The sequence below is a fragment of the Pseudoclavibacter sp. 8L genome, assembly GCF_902506465.1.
Lineage (GTDB): Bacteria > Actinomycetota > Actinomycetes > Actinomycetales > Microbacteriaceae > Pseudoclavibacter.
In genome coordinates this window covers 450114-473470 of sequence record NZ_LR733186.1, presented here as the reverse complement: position 1 = coordinate 473470, position 23357 = coordinate 450114, and the positions used below count along the sequence as shown (strand labels likewise).

At 67.2% G+C, this 23357-nt stretch carries 30 protein-coding genes; all 30 read left to right on the top strand.

Features of this window, described 5'->3' with window-relative positions; genetic code table 11:
• Position 1: 1 nt before the first annotated feature.
• A complete protein-coding gene (locus GV007_RS09000; protein WP_160071979.1) occupies positions 2–430 on the top strand; it encodes a hypothetical protein in 429 nt (142 codons plus the stop codon).
• Between the two features lie 99 nt (positions 431–529).
• Positions 530–676, top strand: coding sequence for a hypothetical protein (locus GV007_RS08995; RefSeq protein WP_160071977.1), 147 nt, complete (start codon positions 530–532; stop codon positions 674–676).
• Positions 673–1032 (top strand): hypothetical protein, encoded by a 360-nt coding sequence (locus GV007_RS08990; protein ID WP_160071975.1) that lies wholly within the window; start codon positions 673–675, stop codon positions 1030–1032. The genes GV007_RS08995 and GV007_RS08990 overlap by 4 nt, the downstream gene beginning before the upstream one ends.
• A gap of 149 nt (positions 1033–1181) precedes the next feature.
• The gene (locus tag GV007_RS08985; RefSeq protein WP_160071973.1) at positions 1182–1541 is read left to right on the top strand and encodes a terminase small subunit; all 360 of its coding nucleotides are present in this window, start codon (positions 1182–1184) and stop codon (positions 1539–1541) included.
• A gap of 17 nt (positions 1542–1558) precedes the next feature.
• On the top strand, positions 1559–3241 hold the full coding sequence (locus GV007_RS08980) for a terminase (RefSeq protein WP_160071971.1): 1683 nt from the start codon (positions 1559–1561) through the stop codon (positions 3239–3241).
• 9 nt (positions 3242–3250) lie between these two features.
• A complete protein-coding gene (locus tag GV007_RS08975; protein ID WP_236558429.1) occupies positions 3251–4741 on the top strand; it encodes a phage portal protein family protein in 1491 nt (496 codons plus the stop codon).
• On the top strand, positions 4738–6444 hold the full coding sequence (locus GV007_RS08970; protein WP_160071969.1) for a head maturation protease, ClpP-related: 1707 nt from the start codon (positions 4738–4740) through the stop codon (positions 6442–6444). Before GV007_RS08975 ends, GV007_RS08970 begins: the two co-directional genes overlap by 4 nt.
• Position 6445: 1 nt before the next feature.
• The gene (locus GV007_RS08965; protein WP_160071967.1) at positions 6446–6811 is read left to right on the top strand and encodes a DUF2190 family protein; all 366 of its coding nucleotides are present in this window, start codon (positions 6446–6448) and stop codon (positions 6809–6811) included.
• An 8-nt stretch (positions 6812–6819) separates the two neighbouring features.
• Positions 6820–7740, top strand: coding sequence for a phage major capsid protein (locus GV007_RS08960; RefSeq protein ID WP_236558427.1), 921 nt, complete (start codon positions 6820–6822; stop codon positions 7738–7740).
• The gene (locus tag GV007_RS19030) at positions 7740–8114 is read left to right on the top strand and encodes a hypothetical protein (protein WP_201297645.1); all 375 of its coding nucleotides are present in this window, start codon (positions 7740–7742) and stop codon (positions 8112–8114) included. The genes GV007_RS08960 and GV007_RS19030 overlap by 1 nt, the downstream gene beginning before the upstream one ends.
• Positions 8115–8130: 16 nt before the next feature.
• Positions 8131–8502, top strand: coding sequence for a hypothetical protein (locus GV007_RS08950; protein WP_160071965.1), 372 nt, complete (start codon positions 8131–8133; stop codon positions 8500–8502).
• Complete coding sequence (locus GV007_RS08945; RefSeq protein WP_160071963.1) at positions 8499–8852, top strand: hypothetical protein; 354 nt, start codon at positions 8499–8501, stop codon at positions 8850–8852. Before GV007_RS08950 ends, GV007_RS08945 begins: the two co-directional genes overlap by 4 nt.
• Entirely contained in the window at positions 8845–9126 is a 282-nt protein-coding gene (locus tag GV007_RS08940; protein WP_160071961.1) for a hypothetical protein, read from the top strand. The genes GV007_RS08945 and GV007_RS08940 overlap by 8 nt, the downstream gene beginning before the upstream one ends.
• Positions 9119–9538 carry a hypothetical protein gene (locus GV007_RS08935; protein ID WP_160071959.1) on the top strand — a complete coding sequence of 140 codons (420 nt, stop codon included), beginning with the start codon at positions 9119–9121 and terminating at the stop codon, positions 9536–9538. Before GV007_RS08940 ends, GV007_RS08935 begins: the two co-directional genes overlap by 8 nt.
• 67 nt (positions 9539–9605) lie before the next feature.
• Entirely contained in the window at positions 9606–10421 is an 816-nt protein-coding gene (locus GV007_RS08930; RefSeq protein WP_160071957.1) for an IPT/TIG domain-containing protein, read from the top strand.
• A gap of 81 nt (positions 10422–10502) precedes the next feature.
• Positions 10503–10841 carry a hypothetical protein gene (locus tag GV007_RS08925; RefSeq protein ID WP_160071955.1) on the top strand — a complete coding sequence of 113 codons (339 nt, stop codon included), beginning with the start codon at positions 10503–10505 and terminating at the stop codon, positions 10839–10841.
• A gap of 26 nt (positions 10842–10867) precedes the next feature.
• Positions 10868–11200, top strand: a complete 333-nt coding sequence (locus GV007_RS08920; protein ID WP_160071953.1) for a hypothetical protein — start codon at positions 10868–10870, stop codon at positions 11198–11200.
• Positions 11201–11218: 18 nt separating this feature from the next.
• Entirely contained in the window at positions 11219–14917 is a 3699-nt protein-coding gene (locus tag GV007_RS08915) for a tape measure protein (RefSeq protein ID WP_160071951.1), read from the top strand.
• Between the two features lie 8 nt (positions 14918–14925).
• Positions 14926–15732 carry a phage tail domain-containing protein gene (locus GV007_RS08910; RefSeq protein WP_160071949.1) on the top strand — a complete coding sequence of 269 codons (807 nt, stop codon included), beginning with the start codon at positions 14926–14928 and terminating at the stop codon, positions 15730–15732.
• A 33-nt stretch (positions 15733–15765) separates the two neighbouring features.
• Complete coding sequence (locus tag GV007_RS08905; RefSeq protein WP_160071948.1) at positions 15766–16932, top strand: hypothetical protein; 1167 nt, start codon at positions 15766–15768, stop codon at positions 16930–16932.
• Positions 16933–18279, top strand: coding sequence for a M23 family metallopeptidase (locus tag GV007_RS08900; protein ID WP_160071947.1), 1347 nt, complete (start codon positions 16933–16935; stop codon positions 18277–18279).
• The gene (locus GV007_RS08895; protein ID WP_160071946.1) at positions 18279–18740 is read left to right on the top strand and encodes a M23 family metallopeptidase; all 462 of its coding nucleotides are present in this window, start codon (positions 18279–18281) and stop codon (positions 18738–18740) included. Before GV007_RS08900 ends, GV007_RS08895 begins: the two co-directional genes overlap by 1 nt.
• Positions 18718–18930, top strand: coding sequence for a hypothetical protein (locus GV007_RS08890; RefSeq protein ID WP_160071945.1), 213 nt, complete (start codon positions 18718–18720; stop codon positions 18928–18930). The genes GV007_RS08895 and GV007_RS08890 overlap by 23 nt, the downstream gene beginning before the upstream one ends.
• Positions 18923–19381, top strand: coding sequence for a hypothetical protein (locus tag GV007_RS08885; protein ID WP_160071944.1), 459 nt, complete (start codon positions 18923–18925; stop codon positions 19379–19381). The genes GV007_RS08890 and GV007_RS08885 overlap by 8 nt, the downstream gene beginning before the upstream one ends.
• Positions 19378–19950, top strand: a complete 573-nt coding sequence (locus tag GV007_RS08880; RefSeq protein WP_160071943.1) for a hypothetical protein — start codon at positions 19378–19380, stop codon at positions 19948–19950. The genes GV007_RS08885 and GV007_RS08880 overlap by 4 nt, the downstream gene beginning before the upstream one ends.
• On the top strand, positions 19947–20804 hold the full coding sequence (locus GV007_RS08875; protein WP_160071942.1) for a hypothetical protein: 858 nt from the start codon (positions 19947–19949) through the stop codon (positions 20802–20804). Before GV007_RS08880 ends, GV007_RS08875 begins: the two co-directional genes overlap by 4 nt.
• Positions 20804–21292 (top strand): hypothetical protein, encoded by a 489-nt coding sequence (locus GV007_RS08870; RefSeq protein WP_160071941.1) that lies wholly within the window; start codon positions 20804–20806, stop codon positions 21290–21292. The genes GV007_RS08875 and GV007_RS08870 overlap by 1 nt, the downstream gene beginning before the upstream one ends.
• Positions 21293–21295: 3 nt before the next feature.
• Complete coding sequence (locus tag GV007_RS08865; protein ID WP_160071940.1) at positions 21296–22156, top strand: hypothetical protein; 861 nt, start codon at positions 21296–21298, stop codon at positions 22154–22156.
• A gap of 13 nt (positions 22157–22169) precedes the next feature.
• Entirely contained in the window at positions 22170–22505 is a 336-nt protein-coding gene (locus GV007_RS08860; RefSeq protein ID WP_160071939.1) for a hypothetical protein, read from the top strand.
• Complete coding sequence (locus tag GV007_RS08855) at positions 22502–23344, top strand: hypothetical protein (RefSeq protein WP_160071938.1); 843 nt, start codon at positions 22502–22504, stop codon at positions 23342–23344. Before GV007_RS08860 ends, GV007_RS08855 begins: the two co-directional genes overlap by 4 nt.
• Positions 23345–23357: the final 13 nt, after the last annotated feature.

The following is a 23357-nucleotide window of genomic DNA, read 5'->3' as shown; positions in this document are numbered from 1 at the left end:
CATGGCGCTCGACGTCGCTCCATCACCAGAGCGCGAGGCCTTCCTCGACGAATTCCGCAACGACCCCTCGTTCGTGGAATGGGACAACTACTTCTCGGACGGCCCAGAGCACGTCATCCTCGGCCGCAGGGCAGAGGGCAAGACTCGCCTCGTCACCGACTGGCTCATGCACCCACCCGAGGGCGTGAAGCGCGTCCTCCTCGTGGCGGATGAGAAGTACGCCGCACACCTCAAGCGTGAGCTTGGCCTGCGTGGCAATGACGACCGCATCCGATCGTGGAACTCGAAGCGTCTCGACGCGGAGAAGAGCGACCCCGCCATCGAGTTCGCCGTCGACGACACGCAGATGCTGCTGTTCTCGGTACTCGGGGTCAAGCCGACGCTCCTGTCCATCTGCGTGGCCCAGCCCTACCAGGGTCGACAGCCATGACTGCCGCCTTCACTGGTAGGGCCTGGCGCTACTGGGTGTGCGATACCCACACCGACGAGCGTGTGCACGAGGTGGCGGTCAAGGGAGAGGAGCACCGACATGCGTGATCTGGACAGGGTCATCCTCTGGCGAGTCAGGCAGCTGGTGCTCTCGGTGCTGCTGCATCGTGCCTCGGTCCATCGCAACTGGTGGATGCTGCGCAGGCTCATCTGGCTGCGTGCGCGGGCTAAGGGGATGCAGGCATGAGCGAGCGCCGCCGCCGCGACATGGCCGCAGCCGTCGACATGGCACGCGAGGGGCATCGCGTGCTGTGGCTGGACCAGCGCTCGAGCGGCACGCACGCGGCCTTCCTCGCCGCTGTCGAGCTCGCCCCCGATGCTCACCGGGTGTCTCACCTCAACGGTGGCCAGCGCATCGAGTACGGCAACGGTGGATGGTTGCGTTTCCAGAACGCACAGTCGCACGCGCTGAGGACCACGCACCTGGATGCCGTGGTCATCGCCGCCCACACGCTCGAGACGAGCATGCTCCTGCACCTCTTCGAATGCTTGCGACCTAGCAACCTACCCGCGGGCCTCAGCAGGCTTCGAGTGACCGCCTGAGGGCCTGCAATCGATGGTCTACGGCCTCGCGTGACCTCGAATCGTCAAAAAATCCAGCGACCCCGGCTCCGCGGCCCGGCTCCCGCCTCCGCAGGTCCTCTCTCCCCGGCTCTCTGAGGGGGGTCGCGCGCGCGATAGGAGGTATCACCTTGGCTAGACGAGCCTCAAATGCGATCTATAACGCCACTAACAAGGCAATTCGAGCCGCAAATCACCTCAAACCAGAGCATGGTGCAGCTGTCGCGGCGCTCCGGTTCCTCGCGAAGAAGATCGACTCGGAAGCGACGCTGCGCGACCTCGTGTTCGAGCGCATGAAGACAGCGGACCCCGAGAAGGACGTGAAGCTCCCGCCGATCGACAACGTCTCCCTGCCGACGTTCCTCCGCTACCTCGAGGCGCTCGGCCTCACCCCGGACTGGCGGCCGGACGGCACAGCGAAGGGCGCCGCGCCCAAGGCTGCGCCGGTCGATGACCTCGCCGAATTCAAACGGCTGAACGGCATCGCGTGAAGTAGACGGGAGGGCCCGTGGCGATCCACTACGGGCGCACCGAACCGCGCCTCTGGACCAAGCCGCTGCGCGAGCTCACCCCGGAGACGTCCCGCGGCTTCGAGGTCATCCAGTTCGCGGCCGTCATGCTCGGCGTCACGCTGTACCCCTGGCAGCAGTGGCTGCTCATCCACGCGCTCGAGCTGCTCGAGGATGGCCAGTACCGCTTCCGCCGCGTCATCGTGCTCGTCGCCCGCCAGCAGGGGAAGACCACACTCGCCTCGGTACTCGCCGCATGGTGGCTCTACGCGGACTCGGCCCGCCACCCCGACCGGGTGCCGCCGATGAAGTTCAAGGTCGTGGGCGTCGCCCAGAACCTCGACATCGCCCGTGAGCCCTGGAACGCCGTCAAGACGTGGGTCGACCCGGACCCGGAGACGAAAGAAGAAGCCGAGCTCGCGATCCCGTCCCTGCAGCGGGCGACGGCGAAGGCGCTCGAGACGAACGGCAACTTCAGCATCATCGCCCGCTCGCGAGCTCACTACGAAGTGCGCGCCGCGAAGAACGCCCGAGGCAAGCCCGCCGCCCGCGTCCTCATGGACGAGATGCGCGAGCAGAAGACGTGGGAAGCCTGGAACGCCGTCTCCCAGACCCTGAAAGCGTTCTGGGCCGGACAGCTCTGGGGCATCTCCAACGCCGGCGCCACCGACGCGATCGTCCTCAAGGCGCAGCGCGACGCCGGCCTCGCCATTCAAGACTCCTGGGCCAAGTACGTCGACGACGGCATCATGTCCGCCGAAGAGTGGGCCAACTCCAACGACAGCAGCCTCGGCCTGTTCGAATGGTCCGCCCCCGAGGATTGCGCCCTCGACGACGTCGACGGCATCCTCCAAGCGAACCCCTCCATCGGCTACGGCGCCATGACGGTCCAGTCCGCGCTCGCGGACATGCCGCCGAACATGGACGAGGCCGGATACCGCACCGAGGTGCTGTGCCAGTGGGTGACCTCCCGCGTGAAGCCGTTCATCGATAACGACGAGTGGAACGACCTCGCCGACCCACCCCTGCTGGACGAGGACGGCGAGCTGGTCCTCGACGAGCTCGGCGCGCCCAAGCAGATCGGGTCCACGCTCGCGCCGAATACGCGCCGCGTGCTGGGCATCTCCCAGTCCGGCGACCGATCTATGAGCTTCATCGGCTTGGTCGGTGAACGCTCGGACGGCATCAAGCACCTCGAGCTCGTCGAGCAGGGCTCTGGCAATCTCTGGGTCGTTGACTACGCCGTCCGGATCCGCGAGAAGACCGGCATCACCGAGATCGCGATCCAAGCATCCGGATGCCCTGCAGCGGACTTCATCAAGCCGCTGACCGACAAGGGCTTCACGGTCCACGCGATCTCGAAGACCGCGCTGCTCAACGCCGCCGGTCGCTTCCGTGACCGCACGAGCGGGGCCGGCTTCCGGCATCTCAGCCAGCCGCCCGTGAATCTCGCGATCGCCAACGGCACGACGAAGCTCATCTCGAAGATGCCCGTCTGGGATCTCTTCGATTCGCCCGTCGACGTCGCCCCGGTCGCCGCGCTCAGCGATGCGCTCTACGCATTCGAGATGTTCGCGCCCCCTCCACCCGAGGTGATCCCACCACCCCCGCCACAGGCGGAGATGGTGCGGCGGACCGACGTAGCACCCTCCGACGCCAACTTGGCGACGGTCGACTTCTAGGAGGTGTCCGTGACCGAGATCGGCTACCAGACCGGCGGCAACCTCGCCTCGTGGGACGAGCTCGGCCAGGACGCGCACGAGACCAACCCGGCACTGCGCTGGCCCATGTCCATCGACGTGTTCGACAAGATGCGTCGCGAGGACTCCCAGGTCGGCTCAGTGCTCCGAGCTGTCACGATGCCGATCCGCTCCACCTCGTGGCAGATCGACCCCAACGGGGCACGAGACGAGGTGGTCGAGCTCGTCGCCACCGACCTCGGCCTCAAGATCAAGGGCCGCGAGCAGCAGCCGAAACTGCGCACCCGCGGATCCTTCTCGTGGGACGAACACCTCCGTCTCGCGCTCCTCGAGCTCGTGTTCGGGCACTCCGTGTTCGAGCAGGTCTACCGGCCAGAAGGAGACAAGGCGCGCCTGCACAAGCTCGCCTGGCGTCCCCCGCGCACGATCTCCACGTTCAACGTCGCCCGCGACGGCGGCCTCGAGGCAATCGAGCAGCACGGCGTGCAGACCGGTGACGTGCGCATTCCCGTGGACCGCCTGGTCGTCTACGTGAACGAGCGCGAGGGCGGCAACTGGGTCGGCCTCAGCCTGCTTCGCAACGCCTACAAGAACTGGCTCCTCAAGGACCGCATGCTGCGCGCCCAGGCCCTCACCGTCGAACGCAACGGCCTCGGCGTCCCGGTCTACACCGGCGCTCCCGTCCCGGATGCCGCGCAGATCGAGGACCACGACGCGTGGAACAAGTCCGAGAAGGAAGCCGGCCTCAAGCTCGCGACCGGCTTCCGGGCGGGAGACGCCGCCGGTGCCTCCATCCCGCACGGCGCCACACTCGAGCTCAAGGGCGTCACGGGCAAGCTCCCCGACACGGACCAGCCCATCCGCTACCACGACGAGCAGATCGCTCGAGCGGTGCTCGCGCACTTCCTGAACCTCGGCACCGAGACGGGATCCTGGGCGCTCGGCTCCACGTTCGCGAACTTCTTCACCGACTCGCTCAACGCTGTCGCGGACCACATCGCGGCGGTGACGCAGCAGCACGTTGTCGAAGACCTGGTTGACATCAACTGGGGCCCGGACGAGCCAGCGCCTCGACTCGTGCCGTCGGTAATCGGCGAGGAGCAGCCGGCGACTGCCGAAGCCGTGAAGGCACTGATCGAGTGCGGGGCACTCACGCCCGATGAAGGCCTCGAGGCCTACCTCCGCACGCGCTACCAGCTGCCCGTCAAGCCGAAGGACGCCGAGGTGGTTCCCGTGACGGACGACGGGACACCCCAGCAGCAGGGCGATGACCTGAACGTGGGCACCGACGCCCGAGCCGCACGGTTCGCCGCCGAGACCGTCCAGAAGGTCTACCTCGGCGTCAGCGGCAAGTTGCTCACCCAGGACGAGGGGCGCGAGCTCGTGCGTCGTGCCGGGGTCGTGCTGGGCACTGAGCCACCGCCCCCGCTCCCAACACAAGAGCTCGCTGACCCCAGCGAAGAGACCGAGGAGACGCCATGACGGCGACGGTGGTCGTGGGCCCGCCATGCGCCGGCAAGTCCACCTACGCATGGGCCACCCGCACTACGACGGAGCTCGTCGTGGACTACGACCGCATGGCGCAGGCCCTCGGATCTTCAACAGCACACGCAGCGACGGGGGCGATCCGAGAGGCAGCTTTCGCAGCTCGCGAGGCCGCAATCGGGGTCGCTCTCGACACCTCGCAAGGCTCGTGGGTTCTGCACACATCGCCGTCGGCTGAGCAGATCAGCACCTACGAGGACGCGGGCGCGGAGTTCGTGCTCCTCGATCCGGGCGAGTCGGTGTGCCTCGAGCGAGCTGAGGACGACGACCGACCAGAGGGCACCGAGGACGCGATCCGGGCGTGGTACGCGAACCCGCCCGAACTCCCTGACAGCACGACGACGGTCTCAGCGACCACCGGAAGGACCATCATGGCGAGCGACAACCCACGCGGGAACCGCTACTGGGGCGACGTGTCCCTCCCGAAGACGAAGGCGGAGTTCTTCAACGCCGTCACCGCGCCGGCACCCGCCGGAACGGGGACGGTCGCCACGCTCCGTCTCTACGGGCCCATCGATTCGTACGGCGGATTCTGGGGCATCTCGGCGAAGGATGTCGGCGCGGTCCTGGACGCGCTCCCGGACACCGTCACGCAGATCAACCTGCGCGTGAACTCCCCGGGCGGCGAGGTGTTCGAGGGCGTCTCGATCCTCAACATGCTGCGCTCGCACAAGGCCTCCGTGACGGCGGTCGTCGATGGGCGGGCAGCGTCCGCGGCGTCGATCATCGCCGCCGGGTGCGACGAGACGGTCATGTCGCCCGGCACGCAGATGATGATCCACTCACCCTCGGTGATCATGTGGGGCAACGCCGCCGAGCTGCGCAAGCAGGCCGAGGTGCTCGACGGCATCGAGGCCTCCATGGTCGAGATCTACACCGCGAAGGCCGGTGAGAAGGACTGGACCACGCTCCTGGCCGACGAGACATGGCTCACGGCTGCTCAGGCCGTCGACATGGGCCTCGCAGATCGCACCGCCGTCATCCCCGACGCGGGCGAGGCGACCACGGTCGGCGAGGACGACGACGCCGACACGCTCGTGATCCCCGACGAGGACGACGAAGACGCCAGCGCCAAGGCGCGCGTCGTCGTCATGACTTCCAGGCCAGTCCTGGGCACTGAACTCCCGAGCTCGTCCGAGCCGGGTGAACCCACCCGAAAGGAGGACGTCGTGGCTTACGACGACCTTAAGGCTGGACTCCGCGAACGGCTCGGCCTCACCGACGCCGCTGCCTCCGACACGCAGCTTCTCGCTGCCGTCGACGAGGTGCTCGCTGAGCAGGTCGAACCCACCACCCCCGCACGTGCCGCTGTTCAGGACGGCACGCTCGTCGTCGACGCGGCTGTCTTCGAGCAGCTGCAGTCTGATGCCCGCGCCGGACGCGCTGCACGCGAGGAGCAGGTCACGAGCCGGCACGAGGCGCTCGTGACGGCCGCGGTGAACGATGGCCGCATCGCACCCGTGAACCGTGACCGTTGGCTCGCGAGCTTCGGCAAGGACGAGGAGAGCGCATCCGCGCTGCTCTCGACCCTCCCCAAGAACTCCATCCCCGTCGCCGAGCTCGGTCACTCCGACCCGCACGCGAACGCGGACGACTCGCTGTACGCCCAGGTGTACGGCTCGACCCCCGAGGAGGCCTGAGATGGCTGACTACCTGCCCAAGTACACGCCGGGGGCTGCGGTTACCTTCACCGCCTCCGCAGACGTGATTGGAGGTCGCCTCGTCGCGATCTCGGGCAACGACTCCGTCGCTAACGCGCCGGCCGACTCCTCGGCTGTGGTCGGCGTCGCCGGCTTCGACGCCAAGGCGGGCGAGCGCGTGACCGTGTTCACCCGCGCCGGCGGAGTTCAGCGGCTCGTCGCGTCCGGCGCCATCGCCGCGGGCGCCAAGGTCTCCTCGGCTGCCGCCGGGAAGGCCCAGACGGTCGGCGCGACGACCAATCCCATCGGTCTGGCTCTCGAAGCCGCCGCCGCCGCCGACGACGTCATCGACGTCCTGTTCATCTAGGAGAAGACGTGTCCTACACCTACCCGGTGGCGCACCCCACGGGGACGCTCACCAAGGAACAGCTGCACCTGTTCCTCGCAAACAAGGCCCTCATCGCCCGCCGCGTGGCCGACATCACCAAGATGAAGTTCATCGCCGACTGGCTGCTCCAGGGCCGCTTCGACGCGACCGGCGGCGGCATCTTCTACGAGACCGGCGAGCCCGTCTTCGCCGGCGACGACCCCGCGTCGATCGGTCCGCTCGGCGAGTACCCGCTCGTCGTCCTCGACGACGGCACCATCGCGTCGGCCAAGACCGACAAGTGGGGTCTCGACACGATGATCTCCGACGAGAAGATCGCCCGTCAGGGCCGAGTCCCCGTCGACCGCGGCATCCTCCGTGTCAGCAACACGATCATTCGCCACGTCGATCGCATCGCGATGGCCGTCATCGCCTCGCGCGTCACGAGCACGTTCACCTCTGCAGGAGAGTGGACCTCTGCCGGCAACGCCGTCGAGTCCATCCTCACGATCCAGGCGGAGCGCACGGAGCTCGGTCTCGGCTTCGAGCTCGACACGGTCGTTCTCCGTCCCGCGCAGTACGCGCGCATCATCGGCATGCTCATCGATGACAAGTCGCTCCCGCGTGAATCGGGCGAGACCGCCATCCAGGGCAACCTGCCGGTGAACGCCCTCGGCCTCACCTGGGCCACGACGCCGCACTTCCAGGGCAGCAACCCGCTGCTGCTCGATCGCGACAACCTCGGCGGCATGGCCGACGAGAAGATCGGCGGCCCCGGGTACGCCTCCGCGGGCACCTTCGGCGTCGAGGTGAAGTCCATCCGTGACGACGACAAGGAAGGCTACAAGGTCCGCGGCCGCCGTGTCACGGTGCCCGTCGTCACTGAGCCGCTTGCCGGCGTGCAGCTCCTCGGAACGGGGATCAGCTGATGGCCGCGCCGACCGCTGAGCAGAAGGCAGAAGCCGCGAAGGCCGCTGCCGACCAGAAGGCAGCGGAGCAGCAGGCCGAGGCCGCCGCGGCCAAGGCAGCACAGGACAAGGCCGAGGCCGACCGTCAGGCGCAGGAGCGCGCCGAGGCAGCTCAGGCTGCTGCGGCGACCGAAGCCGCCCGGGTAGCGGCGGCCGAGGAGGCTGCCACGGTCCTGCAGGTCATCGGACCTGTCGCCGTGCTGCCGCTCGTCGCAGGGGGCGAGCGGTACGTCTACCGCGGCACACCCGTCGGCGAGGGCTTCACGGCGGAAGGCGTCGCGCACGCCGTCTCCGTGGGCCTCGTCGGCATCCCGAAGAACCCGAGCAAGAAGTAGCGAGAGGGGCGATGGAGTGATCACCTACGAAGCACTGACCGGAGTCGAAACCCGACTAGCGCGGCGCGTGCTCTCGGCGGCTCGCTCCATCGCCCCAGCTCTCGACACGCTCACCGGCGAACGCCGCGCCGAAGCGATCGCGATCCTGCAAGGCGTGGCTGACGATGCCGCCGTGATCCGCCGCGGCATCAAGTCACAGTCGGTCGCCGGCGCCCGCGTCGACTACACCCCGACCGATTCGTGGTTCACCCGCGACGACCGCTCCTCGCTCCGGGCGCTGTGCCTGGCGGAGTCGAAGAGCACCCCGAGCGGCGCGCATCCGATCGGCAGCTTTCCCAAGGCCGGTCTCATCACCAGCATCTGGAAAGAAGACGGGAGCTGCCGATGAGCCTGCACATGCCGTTCGCGCCGGGCGTCGTGCGGCTCCGAGCGAAGACCAAGACGGACCCCTACAGCAAGGCGCCCGTCGGCGAGGACTGGAAGAACCCGGACCGCGAGGTCATCGCGGGTGCCGCAGTCCTCACGGTGAACAGCACCGACCCAGCCGACCCGCTCCGCAAGCGCGTCATCTCGACCAAGAACCTCACACTGCCGCCCACAGCCGACGTCGTCGACACCGACCGCATCGAGTACGGCGGCAAGGTCTACACCATCGACGGCGAAATCCAACGAGACACAAACCCGTTCACCGGCGACACCCTCGCGGCCACCGCGATCCTGAGGGGGAGCAATGGCTGACGGCGAGATGGACTGGAACGAGGACGTCTTCCGCACGATCCTGAACATGCCCGTCGTCGACAACCGCGTCGACACCGTCGCTGCCGGTGTCATGGGCACCGCGAAAGCCACGGCGCCCTACGACGAGGGCGACTACGAGCGCGGCATCGAGATGCGCGAGAAGCAGGCCCAGTACCGCAAGGTCAAGCGCGTCACCGCCACAGACCCGAAGTCGCTCATCATCGAGGCTCGCACCGGCAACATGGCGCGCGCCGCGAGGTCCGCTCGTGGTTGACGTCGTCCACGAGGACATCGAGCTCTGGCTCTGCGAGGACCTGCGAGCCCAGTACGCCGAGCACCCCGAGTGCGGCGCCGTCGTCTGGGTCTCGAACAAGGAACGCCGCCAGCCCGCCCAACCGGGTGAGCTGCACGTCATCGTCCGCGACGACTCCGGCCCTCGCCACGACTTGCTCCTGCAGGACCTGCAGATCGGCGTCTCGGTCATCGGCGACGACCTGGCGCTCGTGAAGCGCGTCGCTCGCATCACGCAGGCGCTCCTCAAGCGCACCGCGCGCATCGGCGCGGGCAGCCCGGTGGTGAACGTCCCCGACGAAGACATGCGCGGCCCGTACCTCGTGGACGAGGACAACGACCTCCACCGCGCCTACCAGACCGCTGGCCTGTCCGTCGTGGGGCAGCAGCTGTAACCCGAATCCACGGCATCCACCAGCGCTCCCAGATGGGGGCGTTTTCCATTTCACGGAAGGCAACAGCATGGCCCCCATCACCGATGGCTTCAACCTCGAACAAGTCGCGATTCCCATCTCCGGAAACTTGGCGGTCGCCGACTTCGGCACACCCATGATCGCCAAGACAGAAGGCTCCGACCCGGAGCTCACGCTCAGCAGCGCCTGGAAGCTCCCCGGCCTCTGGAAGGAGGACGGCGCCCCTGACTGGACCGAGGAGCCAGACGGCGACGCGATCAACCTCTACCAGGACGGCTTCTCCATCCCGTCTGGCCTGGCAAACGTCACGGTCGCGATCATCCTCGCCGAGTCCAGCATCCTCGCCCACGAGATCACCCGAGGCCAGTCGTTCGACGAGAACGGCTACATGGAGGTCGACGGCGGCGGCACCTCCAAGCGGTACTCGATCTTCACCGAGGAGATCTTCAAGAACGGCCTCATCGAGCGCAAGCAGGCCCCGAACTGCAACGTCGCCACGGTGAAGCTGCAGAAGGGCGAGAAGGGCGCGCCTCGCGGCATCGAGGTGACCTTTAAGGTCAACCGCTCGCCCCTGGTCAACAACAAGCACTACGGCTTCTGGGTGCTCCCCGCACCCACGTCAGGCGCACCGATGATCGCTTCCGTCAACCCGACATCGGCGGCCGAGGACGCGTCGGTGACGATCACGGGCACGGACCTGACCGGGACCACGCAGGTGCGTTTCGGATCCACGAACGCGAAGGCGTTCGAGGTCGTCTCGCCGACGCAGGTCACCGCCGTCGTCCCTGCAGGGAGCACCGGCTCCGCGCAGATCACCCTCGTTCACCCGAACGGCAACGCCACGGTCGCGTTCTCGCGCTCGTAGCCAGAGACCCCTGTGGGGCGCGGCGTGTCCCCTGCGCCCCACAGGACCAACCCCGGGACACACCACGAAGGGACACACCTCATGGCAACCACCAGGACCACCAAGACCGCGACTCCACCCGAGAAGCCCCGCTTCATCGTCGTCGAGTACAACCTCCACTACCGCACCAACGCCGGCGAGGAGATCGTCTTCAACTTGGACGTGCCCTCCGGAGTGATGGAGAAGGTCGCCGGCGGCGATCAGGGCGAGGCCGAGATGTTCTCGGCCATCCTCCAGGGCATGGGGGACGAGCACACGCTCGACCAATGGCGCAAGCTCGGCTTCCTATCGGAGGGCTTCCCCGTCGTCATGCGCTTCTTCGAGGAGTTCGCGAAGCTGACGGAGGCCTCAGTGGGGGAATCACAGCGCTCATCCGTCTAACGGATGAGCACAGGCACGCGATCCGCATGGACTTCCGCAAGCTGCACCTCGCGTGGAGCGACGTCGGCCGCGCGGTCACCTGGGGCGAAGCGATCTCCCTGGTTCGCGAATTGCAGCGCGACACGGGTTCGCACCTGTTCGCCTCGATCCAGGGCTTCTCCTACATCGCATCGCTCCCGCAGATCGCCTCGGTGCTCCTGCTCGAGCACGAGAAGAACAAGTACCGCGAAGAGGGCCAGGAGCGCTTCAAGTTCCCGCTGCCGATGAGTCGCGGTGACGAGAAGCCTGTCGTCACTCCCGAAGAGCGCGCCGCCGGCAAGGCGGAGCTCGCGAAGCGGTCGGTGTTCCGCGACAGATAACTCAACAGGGGGTGCGGCTTGTCCGTTGAAGCTGGCTCCGTCCACATTGCCGTCCACGCGGTCATGCCCGGGTTCCGATCCAAGGTCAACCGCGAGGTGCAGGGCACGTCGCGTGAGGCGGGCTCTCGCTTCTCGAAGAGCTTCGGCAAGCACGGCTCGGACGCGGGCAAGGCCTTCACCTCCTCGTTCTCCTCGGAGCAGCGCCGCGGGTTCCTGGCCCCGTTCAATGCGGAGATCGCGAAGTCAGCTCAGGCTGTGTCTGCAGCTCGCCTCGTCGAGCAGACCGCCGCGGGCAAGGTCCGTGTCGCTGAGGCGGCGCTCGCGGAGGCTCGCAAGAAGGGCGTCGCTGGGTCGTCGACTGTGGTGCGCGCTGAGGAGCGCCTCGCGGTCGCGCAGCGTGGTCTGACGACGGCGCAGGGCAAGACGCTCGCCGCGACGACATCGCTCGCCACGGCGAAGTCTCGGCTCGCGGATGCGGTCAAGTCCCTGGGCCCGTCGACGGCGGCCGCGACGACGGCGTTCCAGCGGTTCGGCAAGGCCGTGCAGCTGGGGTTCTCGAGCTCGCGCGCTGCGCAGTCCTCGCTGACGGGCCTGGGCGGCACTGTGGGCGGTTTTGCGCGCACGGTGGTCACTCATGTCGGCACGGCCACGAACGCGATCACAGGCCGCTTCTCGTCGGCCGTGGGGGCAGTCGCGGCCCGCTTCCCGATCCTGTCCTCGGTGGCGTCGTCGGTGTTCTCCGGCGTGGGCCGTGCAGCGTCTGCTGTGGCGTCCACGATGGGTCCGATCTTCGCGCGCGCTTCGGTCGCTGTGGGGGCGGCATTCCAGTCGGTGGCCACGATCGCGCAGACGACGCTGCTCGGCACGGTCGTGGGTGCGGTCGCGATCGCCGGCAAGGCATTCGCCGGCGGCTTCTCTCGCCTGAACTCGATCGAGACGGCTGCCGCCCGCATGAAGGGGCTTGGCCTCTCGGCTGAGGAGACGGCCGCGGCGATGAAGATCGCCGACCAGGCCGCGCAGGGCACCGCCTTCGGCATGGACGAGCTCGCCTCGGCCGCGGCGATGGCGCTCACCTCCGGCGTGCAGGCTGGCCCTGAGCTCGTCGCCTACCTGGACTCCATCAAGGGCGCCGCGATTGCTTCGGGTCGACCGATCGCAGAGATCGGTTCCATCTTCGGCAAGGTGCGCGCCAACGGGAAGGCGTACACCGGCGATATCGCGATGCTCGCGGACCGCCAGATCCCCATCTGGAAGGCGCTCGCTGAGCGCATCGGTGTCACCACCGAGGAAGTCCAGAAGATGGCGACCGAGGGGAAGATCTCCGCGGCCGACCTCGAGGCCGCGGTGACCGACGCAACGGGCGGCATGGCCGCTGCCATGCAGAACACCACGGGCGTCTCGCTCCGCAACATGTCCGCCGCGCTCAAGCGCTTCGGCGTTGCGATGATCGGCGCAAAGCTCGAGGGTGACCAGGTCGTCGGGGGCCTCTGGCCGCTGTTCAAGATCCTCTTTGACACCATCAGGGCGGGTCTCGACGCGGCGGGCGCAGCCATCATGCCGTTCACGGCGGCGTTCGGCAGCAAGCTCACGGAGACTGTCGGTGGTGCGCTCACCCGCATGGGCGACAGCTTCCGCGCCTTCAAGGAGTCGTTCACCGGCTTCGACGTTTCGGGGATCACGAGCACCCTCTCCGCGTTCGCGCCGGCGCTGGGTGCGATCGTCGGCGCGCTGGCCCCACTGCTCGCCTCGCTGCTCTCGAAGCTCCCGCTCATCGGCGGCGCATTCGCCGGGCTCACGGGGCCGGTTGGTCTAGCCATTGGTCTCTTCGCCGGCGTCCTCGCGACGTCGGATGAACTCCGCGCCGCTCTCGGTGGCTGGTTCGAGATGCTCGGCGGTATCGCGACCCAGCTCATGACGGCTCTCGCTCCCACGATCGAGACCCTCACCGGACTCGTCGGCGGGGTGCTTGCGAGCCTCGGGCCTGCGCTTGCGGGTCTCGCGACTGCGATCACCGGAATCATCGGTCCAGTCCTGGAATCGCTGATCCCGATCGTCGCCTCGGTCGCTGCTGTTCTCGCAGATGTACTGGTGGCAGCTCTGGATGCGCTGTCCCCGCTGCTGTCCAGCCTGGGTCCAGTCATCACCACGCTGGGTGAGGCGCTCGGCACGTCACTCGGCGCGATCATCACCGCGATCGCACCGATCATCACCCTCCTGGCGGAAGCGCTCGGCGAGATCCTCATCGCGGTTATGCCCCTCGTTACGGCGCTCGCGGGGCTTCTGGCTCCCGTGCTGGGGCTGCTGTCGCCGCTGCTTGGGTTGATCGCAGCGCTCCTCACGCCGCTCGTCGAGCTGCTTGTGGTGATCCTGGACCCGGTGCTCGGTCTCGTGACTGGCCTGGTGGGTCTGCTCGTTCCTGCCCTGACCTGGGTGGCCGATGTCCTGGCCATCGTGGTGGGGGCGGTGGCGACAGCGATCAGCTGGTTCGTGCAGCTCATCACCGGCAGCGAGTCGGCGGCGGGGGATCTGCAGTCGTTCTGGGAGCCGATCGGTGCGTTCTTCTCCGAGCTGTGGGCGGGCGTCGTCGCGATCTTCTCGACGGCCTGGTCGACGCTGAGCGAGGGTGTCTCCTCGGCCTGGACCGGAATCTCGACGTTCTTCACGGACGCCTGGACCGGGATCACGGAAACGCTCGCCGCCGGGTGGGCGTACATCTCCGGGATCTTCCAGACCGCGTTCGCAGCGATCTCGCTCGTCGTGCAGACGGCCTGGACGATCATCTCGACGATCTTCCAGACCGCGTTCGCGATTGTGCAGCAGGTCGTCGCGGCCGCGTTCCTCGTGATCGTCTCGCTGTTCACCGGCGACTTCGCCGCGATCGGCGAGATCGTGACGGCCGCCTGGACCAATATCCAGGAGCTGTTCCTGAACGCAGCGACGTTCATCATGGACATCCTCGCGAACGCCTGGCTGACGATCACGACCGGCGTCAGCACCGCCTGGGCGTGGATCCTCGGATTCCTGACCGTCACCGTCCTGCAGATCTGGGGACAGATCCAGCAGACGTTCAACGACATCGTCTTCGCGATCGAGGGTGCCTGGGCGCGAGCTCAGGGGTTCGTGGCGACGGCGATCGCCATGATCGTCGCGTTCATCACGAACGGGTTCGCTCAGGCGAAGCAGTTCATCAGCGACACGATGACGAACATCGGCACATTCGTGAGTGACGGCATCAACAACGTGGTGACGTTCTTCACCGAGCTGCCGACGAAGATCCAGGAAGCTCTCGCCAACGCGGGGGAGTGGCTGGTGCAGACCGGCAAGGACATGATCGCCGGGCTCATCAACGGCGTCACCGACGCAATCGATGGGGCCGTGACTGCGGTGCAGGACGGCGTCGGCTCGATGATCGATGGCGCCCGCGACATCCTCGACATCAACTCACCGTCGAGGAAGACCCGCGACCTCATCGGCAAGCCGTTCGGTGAAGGCATCGCGGTCGGCGTGGAGAAGTCCATGCCGGACGTGCGTTCCTCCATCGACGATCTCGTGAAGGCGCCTGATGTGCGCGCAACGGTCGGCGTTTCCGCTGACGGGACCGCGTCGGCCACGTCGCCACTGCAGCAGATAATCATCCAGGTCATGGGGACCGAAGGCATGAGCCCCTCGGCGCTTGCCGAGGAGATCAAGCGCGTCGTCGGCGAACTGATGAGATAGGAGATCGGATGATCGGCTCGCTCACCATCCGTGCCGGGGGGATCGCATTCCGCGGTCACCCCGGCGCGACACCGGATCACGGTTTCTTCATCGTCCGCGAGGGCGTCACTGGCTTGAACGGCGCCGGGGTCGGCATCGAGCGGGAGAGTGCACGCAGGCAGGGCGCTCACGGCACCCTCTACGCCAGGGGGTGGCGAGACGGTCGCATGATCACGATCCGTGGCCTGGCAGTGGCGCGGAGCATGGCCGAGCTCGCCAAGATGGCCGACCAGTTCGCGGGGTGTCTCGCGGACGGGTATGACGCACCGATCGTCGCGACCCTGTACGACGGCACCACGCGCGAGTACTTCGGCGGCCTCGCGTCGACGCCAGAGTGGCAGGAGCTGAGCGGCGGATTCAAGGCGAGCTTCCTCATCCAGTTCTGGTGCGGCGACCCGCGCGCCTACGGGGAGCGCCGAGCGTTCACGCAGTCGACGCCCGGACCTCTCGAGGTGTACAACCGCGGCAACTTCGAGGCGCGCCCGGTCGTCTCAGCCCTGGCGACGGCCGCGATGGGCGGCTACCAGTTCAAGCTCTTCGACGGCACGGAGCAGCTGGGCAACCTGCGCATGAACGCCATCGCCACTGGCCACCTCGTCGCGGTGGACATGGCCTCTGGGCGCTGCACGCTCAACGGCGTCCCCACGAACGGCCTCATCTACTCCGGCGATCGCTGGCACATCCCCTACGGCCGCAGCTACGACGTGGTGCTCGAGTCCGGCGGCGTCACCGGCTCCGCGCTGCTCGGCGTCACCTTCCGCGACCCATTCATCTAACGACTGCTGGCCGGCGCCGGAACGGGGGATCCTGTGTGGAAGTTCTGGATCTGCGACTCGATCACCGGCGTGAAGCTCCGCGAGGTCTTCCCCGAGGACGGCACATGGAAGACCCTCATGAACGGGGTCGGGTCCGGCAACCACACCTTCTCGATGGCCGACGAAGTGGAACGCCTCGTCGCGAACGGCATGCCGCGCTCCGCGGCCACTGAAGAAGTCCGAACGGTGTGGCCGGAGCTCCTGGACCCCGACGGGTGGAAACCCGCGCTCGTGGTGTGCTGGGGCGATGTGCCGGTGTACGCAGGGCTGCTGCAGCGCCAGGTCGGCGCCGGCGCGACGAACAAGGTCACCGTGAACCACGTCGAGGTGCGCGCGCTCATGGACGAGCGCCTCATGCACCCGGTCGGAGATCCGACCCGAGGGAACTTCGTGCTGTTCGGCGTCAACGCGCGCACGGCGGCCGCGCAGATCATCCGCAAGGCGCTGGGCCCCTACCTCAACGGGTGGGACTTCCGTCCTCGCTGGGACGTGCGACTCACTCCGTACACGCCTGAGCCCGGCACCTTCGAGATGCCGGTCAAGGCCTTCGAGGTGCAGAACGGCGAGCAGCTGCTCACGCTCATCCAGGACGACGAGGGCGGCCCGGACATCCACTTCCGGCCGCGCTGGCGGGAATCCGATCAAGGCCTCGAGTGGGAGGACCGCCGAGGCTCGCCTCGCCTGTCCGCCGGCACGCACGAGTTCGTGATCGGCGCCGAGGAGAACGGTGCCTCCGATGTCTCCTTCATCACCGATGCCAAGAACCAGGCCACTGGTGCGCACGTGGTCGGTAAGGGCACCGAGGAGGACATGCGCCGCGGGTGGGGGACCGAGCAGCTGCCCCTCGGCACTGGCTGGCTGCTCGACAAGGTCCTGTCGCTCAAGCACATCTCGGATCCGCTGACGCTCGACTCGCATGGCCGAGCGTTCGTGAAGGCGCACAAGCACGCGACGCGTCAGTTCTCGATGTCGGTCCGAGCTGATGGGTCGCCGAGCGGTGGGCTTCTCGGGCCGACGGCGGCGCAGATCATGCCCGGCACGGTCATGCGAGTGCTGCCCTCGAACTCGCTGATCCTCCGCGACGAGTGGCTGGACGGCTACGTCATTGGCGTCTCGGGCGATATGGGCATGGATCTCAAGCTCGATTTCCAGGAGGTCTAGATGACGCGCATCGACAACCTCACCGATCCGAGGGCCCCCATCCAGGAGCTCAAGACTCGCGTGCTGGTTGTCGAGACTCAGGCCCCGCTGGGGTATTCCTCGGTGACGGACGGTCAGATCCGCATCGCCTCACCGCAGGGCCTGTGGGTTCAGGGCGAGGGCGGCATCCGTCTCGACGGGCGCATGGATGCCGACGGCGTGATCGACGTGACCGGCACGCTCACCGTGAAGGGCCGCGACGGCGGCACGGGCGGTGTGTTCACTGCTCAGGGCACGAACACGCTCTCGGGAACGAACCTCCTGTCCGGCCCTACCCGGGTGACGGGGACGCTCGACATCGAGGGTGCCACGTCGGTGACGGGGGCGTTCACTTCCACGGGTGACGTGATCCTGAACGGCACGACCCGGCTGAATGGGAATAGCTTCGTCACGGGGCAGCTCACGATCACGGGCGCCACGAAGGTCATGTCGTCCTTCGAGGCGCTCGGTGACACCACCCTCGGCGGAGCGCTGACCATCTCGGGCGCGACGGTCGTGAACAACACGTTCCGCACGAACGGCGCGGTCACGGTGGCCGGTTCGATCACGGTGACGGGGAGTGCGAGCTTCCAGAGCACGCTCACGATCTCGGGCGCCGCGACCCTCTCGAACACGCTTACGGTGTCGGGCGCGATCGTCTCGGGCGGCGTCCGCATCGAGAACAACCGCATTCAGGTAACCGCGGGCCTGAACTCGACGACGCTCTCGGCTGCTGGCCTTGATGCCACCGTGGGTGTCTTTCAGAGCCTCGGTACACGTCAGCTCACAATGGATGCGATCGACGAGGTGTCGTCCATCACCGGAATCAGGTGGCTGGGGATGACATCTGGCGGCAAGGTCGTCGCGGTTCCGCAGAACGTAGGTGGGCCAATGGGTGACCTCGAGTGGCCCTTCGATCCTGAAACCAACACCGATGAGTACGGGCCGCGCGAGAGCCCGGGCGGTATCGGCTCGACCTTCCATCGCGGCATGGACTTCGGTATCGGCGTCCTCGAGGGGACACCGATTCCGGCAGCGGGCTCGGGAACGGTCATCGAGACCGGTACGGGCGTGGTCGGTGGCACTGGGTTCGGCAACTTCGTCGTCATCCAGCACGCCAACGGCAAGCGCACTCTTTACGGCCACATGAACGCCGCCCCCACGTGGTCCGTGGGTGACGGCATCGCGAAGGGCGCGACGGTCGGCTACGTCGGAAACACGGGCTCGTCGACTGGGGCACACCTCCACTTCGAGACGCACATCCTCGACGAGGGCGGCTACACGGCCGTGAACCCTCGCGACGTGATCACGAAGGCGTGGGGGAGCTGATGCTGACCTACGAATGGCCCTTCGAGCCTGACGACGTGATCGTTCCGCAGTGGGGCGAGTTCGGCAAGCGCCCCCGCGGGCCGGTCATCGTCGCCCACGACGGCATCGACCTCAACGCCCCACAAGGCGCGACCGTTCGAGCAGCTGCTGCCGGCGTCGTCACCCTCATCCGAGTCGAGGGTGACGGCGACGACGGCGAAGGCAACGCCGTGTGGATCAAGCACACCGAGCGATTCATGACCCGCTACCTCCACCTGCAGGCCGCCCTCGATGTGAGGGCAGGCGAGTTCGTGGAGCTCGGGCAGCCGCTTGGCAAAGTCGGGCAGTCCGGCAACGCCGACGGCCCGCATCTCTGCTTCATGACGCTCGTCGAGGGCGTCGCCTTCAACCCGCGCACCTTCATGCGCGATCGCGCCAGAGAACACCAGGAGGCCACCCGTGGCGACAGAACAGCCCAGTAAGCGCGTCCGCTTGACGCACGTGGTCGTGCAGGCGCACTTCGTCGTGGACCACGACGGCGGCAAGCTCGAGCGCAAGCAGGTCGACACCGTCGAGCTCGAGGCCGACCAGATCCAAGCGTTCTTCGACGAGCGACTACCCGCCGCGCTCGCGGAGTTCGAGGCCGATCTGAACGGAGGCGGCGATGCCTAACGTCCCTTTTACTCTGAAGACCTTCGGCCTCGAGACCACACGTGGTCTCCGTGCGCAGGTCGTCTTCACCCCGTCGACACCGGGAGCCATCGGCCCTGACGGCATGCTCATTCGCCGTGTAGTTGTGCCCTGGTCTGCGATAGACCAGATCACGGGGATCGGAGTGGCAGTCCTTGCGGCAACGACCTCCCTCCGACCAAAGACCCACTACATCGTGTCGGTGGAGTGGCTGGACGGTGTCCCTTCCGGGTGGGCGGAGATTGCCTGGCCCGTCAGGGTGCCACCGGGGGGCGGAACGCTGTCCGAGCTCATTGAGCTCCCTACTGAGACCGGTGTCGTGCGCGTGGGTCGCGGAGTGGCGAAAGCCATCCCGGGAGTTCTCGTCGTGGACATCGCCGGAGATGGTGCAGGCAGGGCCGAGCTGGTGTTCGAGAAGGGAGCCTACTTGTGAGCGAAACAGTACGCGTGCCGATCGAGGTCGCGACCGACTACTCGATGGAGCAGCAGCTCCGAGCTGAGGGGTCGCTCACCCAGGAGGCGACGAAGGACCTCATCACGCCCGCCTTGGCCGAGTTCCCCGGTGTCGTCGATGCAGCGAAGGGTGCCGTTGAGGGCGCTCTGGCTGGTGCGTCGGTGATGACCACGACGCCGCGGACGACCAGTGTCTACGAGGTCGCTGTCGGGGACCAGGACGGCAACATCACGTGGTTGCAGGCGGACAAGGCCGGCGCCCCAACCACTGACGCGATCGCCGCGCTCGAGAGCAAGGGCGTCCCGACCGCTACGCCTGCGGCCGGTGACTACGAGGTGGCCGTTGGTGACGCGGACGGCAACCCGACGTGGTTGCAGGCGAACGCGAATGGCCTGCCGACGTCGGACGTGATTGACGTGCTGCATCGCTTCCTCGGTATTCACATGGGGCCGAATCTGCCCCCGGAGCCGCCCGCTGGGCGGCCTGCTATCTGGTTCGAGACCGACGGTTTCGGGAACCTCATCGACATCAAGGGAGTTGCACTGTGACGGGATTCGAGAGCCTCCTCGGCGGCGGCGGGGGTGCTGCCGCGCAGGCGATGAACCTCGACGTGCTCGCCCCGGAGGGTGGGCTGCTGCGCAAGCGCGGCAAGGTCATGTTCCACTCGACCTTCGAGGGTGGTGACTTCCAGGGGTGGCGCGACCACTACGGGACAGGCTCGCCTTCCCCTGCTGTCGGGCTGACGAAGTACCCGGTCATGTCGGGCTCGCACGCCATGATGCTCTCGACGGGGTCGGTGCCCTACTTCGCCGACAACGTCTCGAACTCCTCGGGCACCTACAAGAACCTGTCGTTCCCCCGAGAAAAGGGCCTCGTCTCCTTCTCGGGGTTCTTCGCGCAAGCCTCCGACGCCTCGAACACGGCGGGCTCGCAGGATGTCGGATTCGACAACGTCGGCCTGTTCTTCGACACGCAGTCGTGGGCGGACGTGCGTCGCTTCTACCGGGCGTCGCTGACGACTCGGGCGGGCTCGGCGACCCCGGCCTGGATGATCACCACCCGTGAGGGGCAGATCGTCGTCCCGAACACGGGCAACATCACAGGTGGCATCAACGAGCGCAAGTGGAACTTCAACTACTGGCGCCTCACGATCGACCTGGCGGGTGGCCCTGACGGGCTCGGCGGGTACGTGGAGCTGCAGGTCAACTCCCGCACCTTCGACCTGCGCGCCTACGCACCACCGATCGACGCCCCGCAGGCAGGCTCGGCGATGGACTCCTTCGCCGGCGGCTTCAACCCGGGACTCGCGATCGCTCGCTCTTACCGCGTGCCGGAGTACACGGAGAACGCGGTCGTGTTCGACGACCTGGTCGTGACCTTCAACGATGTGAGGAACTACTGATGTCCGGCAAGACCCACATTCTGATCTCGCAGTCACAGGGCATCCTCCGCCCCGAGGGGCACCCGATCCACCTCGTGCAGCCCCCGAACCGCATCGAGTTCGCGGCCTACGGCTCCGAGGTGTCCTGGCTGGTCGACATCGTCGAGCTCGTCGGGGCGCCGACCGCGTACGAGATCAAGCTCAAGTTCCAGACCTGCGTCGAGACAACCTCCGGGTTCCAGTACCAGCGCCCCCGCTGGGTGGACCTCGACGAGGTGTCCATCAAGTCGGACGTCGCCGAGGGAGTCGGCTGGCACGCAGCCGGAAAGGCCGCCCCGGTTGGTGGCGCTGCCGGTGTCGTCGCGTCCACGGGTGACGTGCTGCCGATCGTCACGCGCCGCACGATGCGCTGCCGCGATCTCCGGCACCGGGTGGTGTTCGAGCTGAACTTCACGGGTGGATCGAACCCCGGCATCCGCCTCAACCTCTTCGCGACCGTAAGGAAGTAGCTCATGCCTGTTGTCATCAAGACCCCCGGCGCGTCGATCAGCGGCGAGCTGACACCGGCCGACCCGATCCTCACGAACGGGTCGCTGCTCCTCGTGGAGCCAGCACACCCGCGGCGTGCGTGGGCGTCGGGTGTGCCCGCGCAGAACGCGACGATTCCGAACGTCGCCCGCACTCAGGCGTCCGCGCTGCTGGGCGTCGCCCCGTCCGCGGTGGAGGCGATCGCGAAGAACACGATCACCGCCACGGAGGGCGTCGTCGAGCGCACCGCGAAGGGCGGCGTCAACACGGTCGTCTCGCAGACGGCCGGCACGTTCCCTCGCCAGTTCGGCATCGCGATCCCTGAGTCGATTCGCACGTACATCGCGACGAACAAGGCGAACCGCTTCTACATGTCGCTCTGGTTCCGACCGACCAAGAATCCGGCGACCGGTACTACCTGGCGCTACGCGTTCATCATCCCGACCTCGTCGGCGACCACCGCATCCATCACCGGCATCGCTCACGACGGCGCGGGGACGTTCTTCTCCACGCCCACAGCGTCGGATGCGCGTCGCCTCGGGGCGACCGAGGTTCGCGTCGGCGTCAATCGCTTCCAGGCGGTCGCCGCAAACGGAGCGCCGTCCAGCGGATGGACGGCCGCCGTCACGAGCGCCTTCGAGCAGATCGTCCAGTACGGCGCCCGCCTCTCCGGCGAGGAACAGAAGTCGCCGTCGGGCTGGTTTTACCGCGTCTACATCGAGGACCTCACCGTCTCGGGTCGGTCCTTCGACCAGGTGCGGCAGCGCGATCAGGCGCTCTGGACGGGCGCCTTCGGCACGGGGGGCCGCTACGAGGGTGACAGCGCGCCGACTCCGTCCGTGTGAGAGGGAGACACCCATGCAACTCGATCTCCCTGTAGAGGCACCCGTCCTCGAGCTGTACGCCGGCGACGACTTCGAGGTGACGTACACGCTCGAGGGCCCGGATGGTCTGTTCGACTTCGAGCCGTTCGATCTGGCCTGCCAGTGGCGCGGTGGAGGGAACGTCGAGGACGTGCCTGTCACCTCGCCCGCGCTCGGCACGCTGCGCCTCAAGGGCAGCGGCACGCTCTCGCGGGCCATGCTCGACGGCGGTGCCCTCGACATCGAGGGAGTCCGATCGGACGGCGTCACCATCACGTTCGTGCGCGCCGAGGTTTCGTGCACGAACGACGTCACCAGGAGGATCGCGTGAGCGACGTCGTGAAGTTGACGGTGGGGGAGAAGCAGCCTGTCAAGCTCACGACCGAAGTGGCCCTGCCCGATGAGGTCATCGACGGCATCCCGCCCGACACGATCAAGCAGTGGGACGAGGAGACGCTCGCAGCTGCTCAGCGGTACGCGCGCGATCGGATCGCGGAGATCCAGTTCCCGCCGGCGGGAGTGACCAAGACCTACGTCGACGAGGCGAACACCGCTCAGGACGAGCTCACGGCCGAGATGCGAGAGCAGATCGACGTGGCCCTGCTGCAGATCATCCAGGGGTACGTCGCCGCCGACCAACAGCTCGACACGTCGCTCCGCGCGCACGTTGCGCAGGCCGTCGGCACGGTCGCATGGTCGAACCTCCCCGGCCGACCGAGCACCTTCCCACCGTCGACACACAGTCACCAGTTCTCGGAGCTCGCCGGAGTCATCGGGAACGCCCAGATGCCGGCCGCGGTGTGGGACGACATCACCGGCTTCCAGGACCCGGATTGCTTCGACCCTCTGCAGACCGGCGTGCGTGCTCTCATCTGCAGGATCGGCCCTGACGTGACGGTCGTCTTCAAGGGGCGCACGACCGCCGGCACGGGGACCGTGACGGCTCGTGTCGTGATCCCCGCCAAGTACAACTTCCACGTCTCCTCGACGAACCCACCGGTGAACGACTTCACCGTCGGGCTCGCTCGAGTCGGCAACGGCACGACGAACATGAACATCAACTCGCTCGCGCTCTACAACGGGCACCGCTGTCTCATCGGACAGGGCATCGGCCGCGCTGCTGACTGGTCCGGCACGTTCAACTGGAAGACCATCGCACCCCTGACCTAAACCCGAACTCACC

Excerpts from the sequence above, each read along its gene's own strand:
- GV007_RS09000 (WP_160071979.1), top strand. The coding sequence starts at position 2 with ATGGCGCTCGACGTCGCTCCATCACCAGAGCGCGAGGCCTTCCTCGAC.
- GV007_RS08995 (WP_160071977.1), top strand. The coding sequence starts at position 530 with ATGCGTGATCTGGACAGGGTCATCCTCTGGCGAGTCAGGCAGCTGGTG.
- GV007_RS08990 (WP_160071975.1), top strand. The coding sequence starts at position 673 with ATGAGCGAGCGCCGCCGCCGCGACATGGCCGCAGCCGTCGACATGGCA.
- GV007_RS08970 (WP_160071969.1), top strand. The coding sequence starts at position 4,738 with ATGACGGCGACGGTGGTCGTGGGCCCGCCATGCGCCGGCAAGTCCACC.
- GV007_RS08965 (WP_160071967.1), top strand. The coding sequence starts at position 6,446 with ATGGCTGACTACCTGCCCAAGTACACGCCGGGGGCTGCGGTTACCTTC.
- GV007_RS19030 (WP_201297645.1), top strand. The coding sequence starts at position 7,740 with ATGGCCGCGCCGACCGCTGAGCAGAAGGCAGAAGCCGCGAAGGCCGCT.
- GV007_RS08945 (WP_160071963.1), top strand. The coding sequence starts at position 8,499 with ATGAGCCTGCACATGCCGTTCGCGCCGGGCGTCGTGCGGCTCCGAGCG.
- GV007_RS08940 (WP_160071961.1), top strand. The coding sequence starts at position 8,845 with ATGGCTGACGGCGAGATGGACTGGAACGAGGACGTCTTCCGCACGATC.
- GV007_RS08930 (WP_160071957.1), top strand. The coding sequence starts at position 9,606 with ATGGCCCCCATCACCGATGGCTTCAACCTCGAACAAGTCGCGATTCCC.
- GV007_RS08925 (WP_160071955.1), top strand. The coding sequence starts at position 10,503 with ATGGCAACCACCAGGACCACCAAGACCGCGACTCCACCCGAGAAGCCC.
- GV007_RS08920 (WP_160071953.1), top strand. The coding sequence starts at position 10,868 with ATGGACTTCCGCAAGCTGCACCTCGCGTGGAGCGACGTCGGCCGCGCG.
- GV007_RS08910 (WP_160071949.1), top strand. The coding sequence starts at position 14,926 with ATGATCGGCTCGCTCACCATCCGTGCCGGGGGGATCGCATTCCGCGGT.
- GV007_RS08900 (WP_160071947.1), top strand. The coding sequence starts at position 16,933 with ATGACGCGCATCGACAACCTCACCGATCCGAGGGCCCCCATCCAGGAG.
- GV007_RS08895 (WP_160071946.1), top strand. The coding sequence starts at position 18,279 with ATGCTGACCTACGAATGGCCCTTCGAGCCTGACGACGTGATCGTTCCG.
- GV007_RS08885 (WP_160071944.1), top strand. The coding sequence starts at position 18,923 with ATGCCTAACGTCCCTTTTACTCTGAAGACCTTCGGCCTCGAGACCACA.
- GV007_RS08870 (WP_160071941.1), top strand. The coding sequence starts at position 20,804 with ATGTCCGGCAAGACCCACATTCTGATCTCGCAGTCACAGGGCATCCTC.
- GV007_RS08865 (WP_160071940.1), top strand. The coding sequence starts at position 21,296 with ATGCCTGTTGTCATCAAGACCCCCGGCGCGTCGATCAGCGGCGAGCTG.
- GV007_RS08860 (WP_160071939.1), top strand. The coding sequence starts at position 22,170 with ATGCAACTCGATCTCCCTGTAGAGGCACCCGTCCTCGAGCTGTACGCC.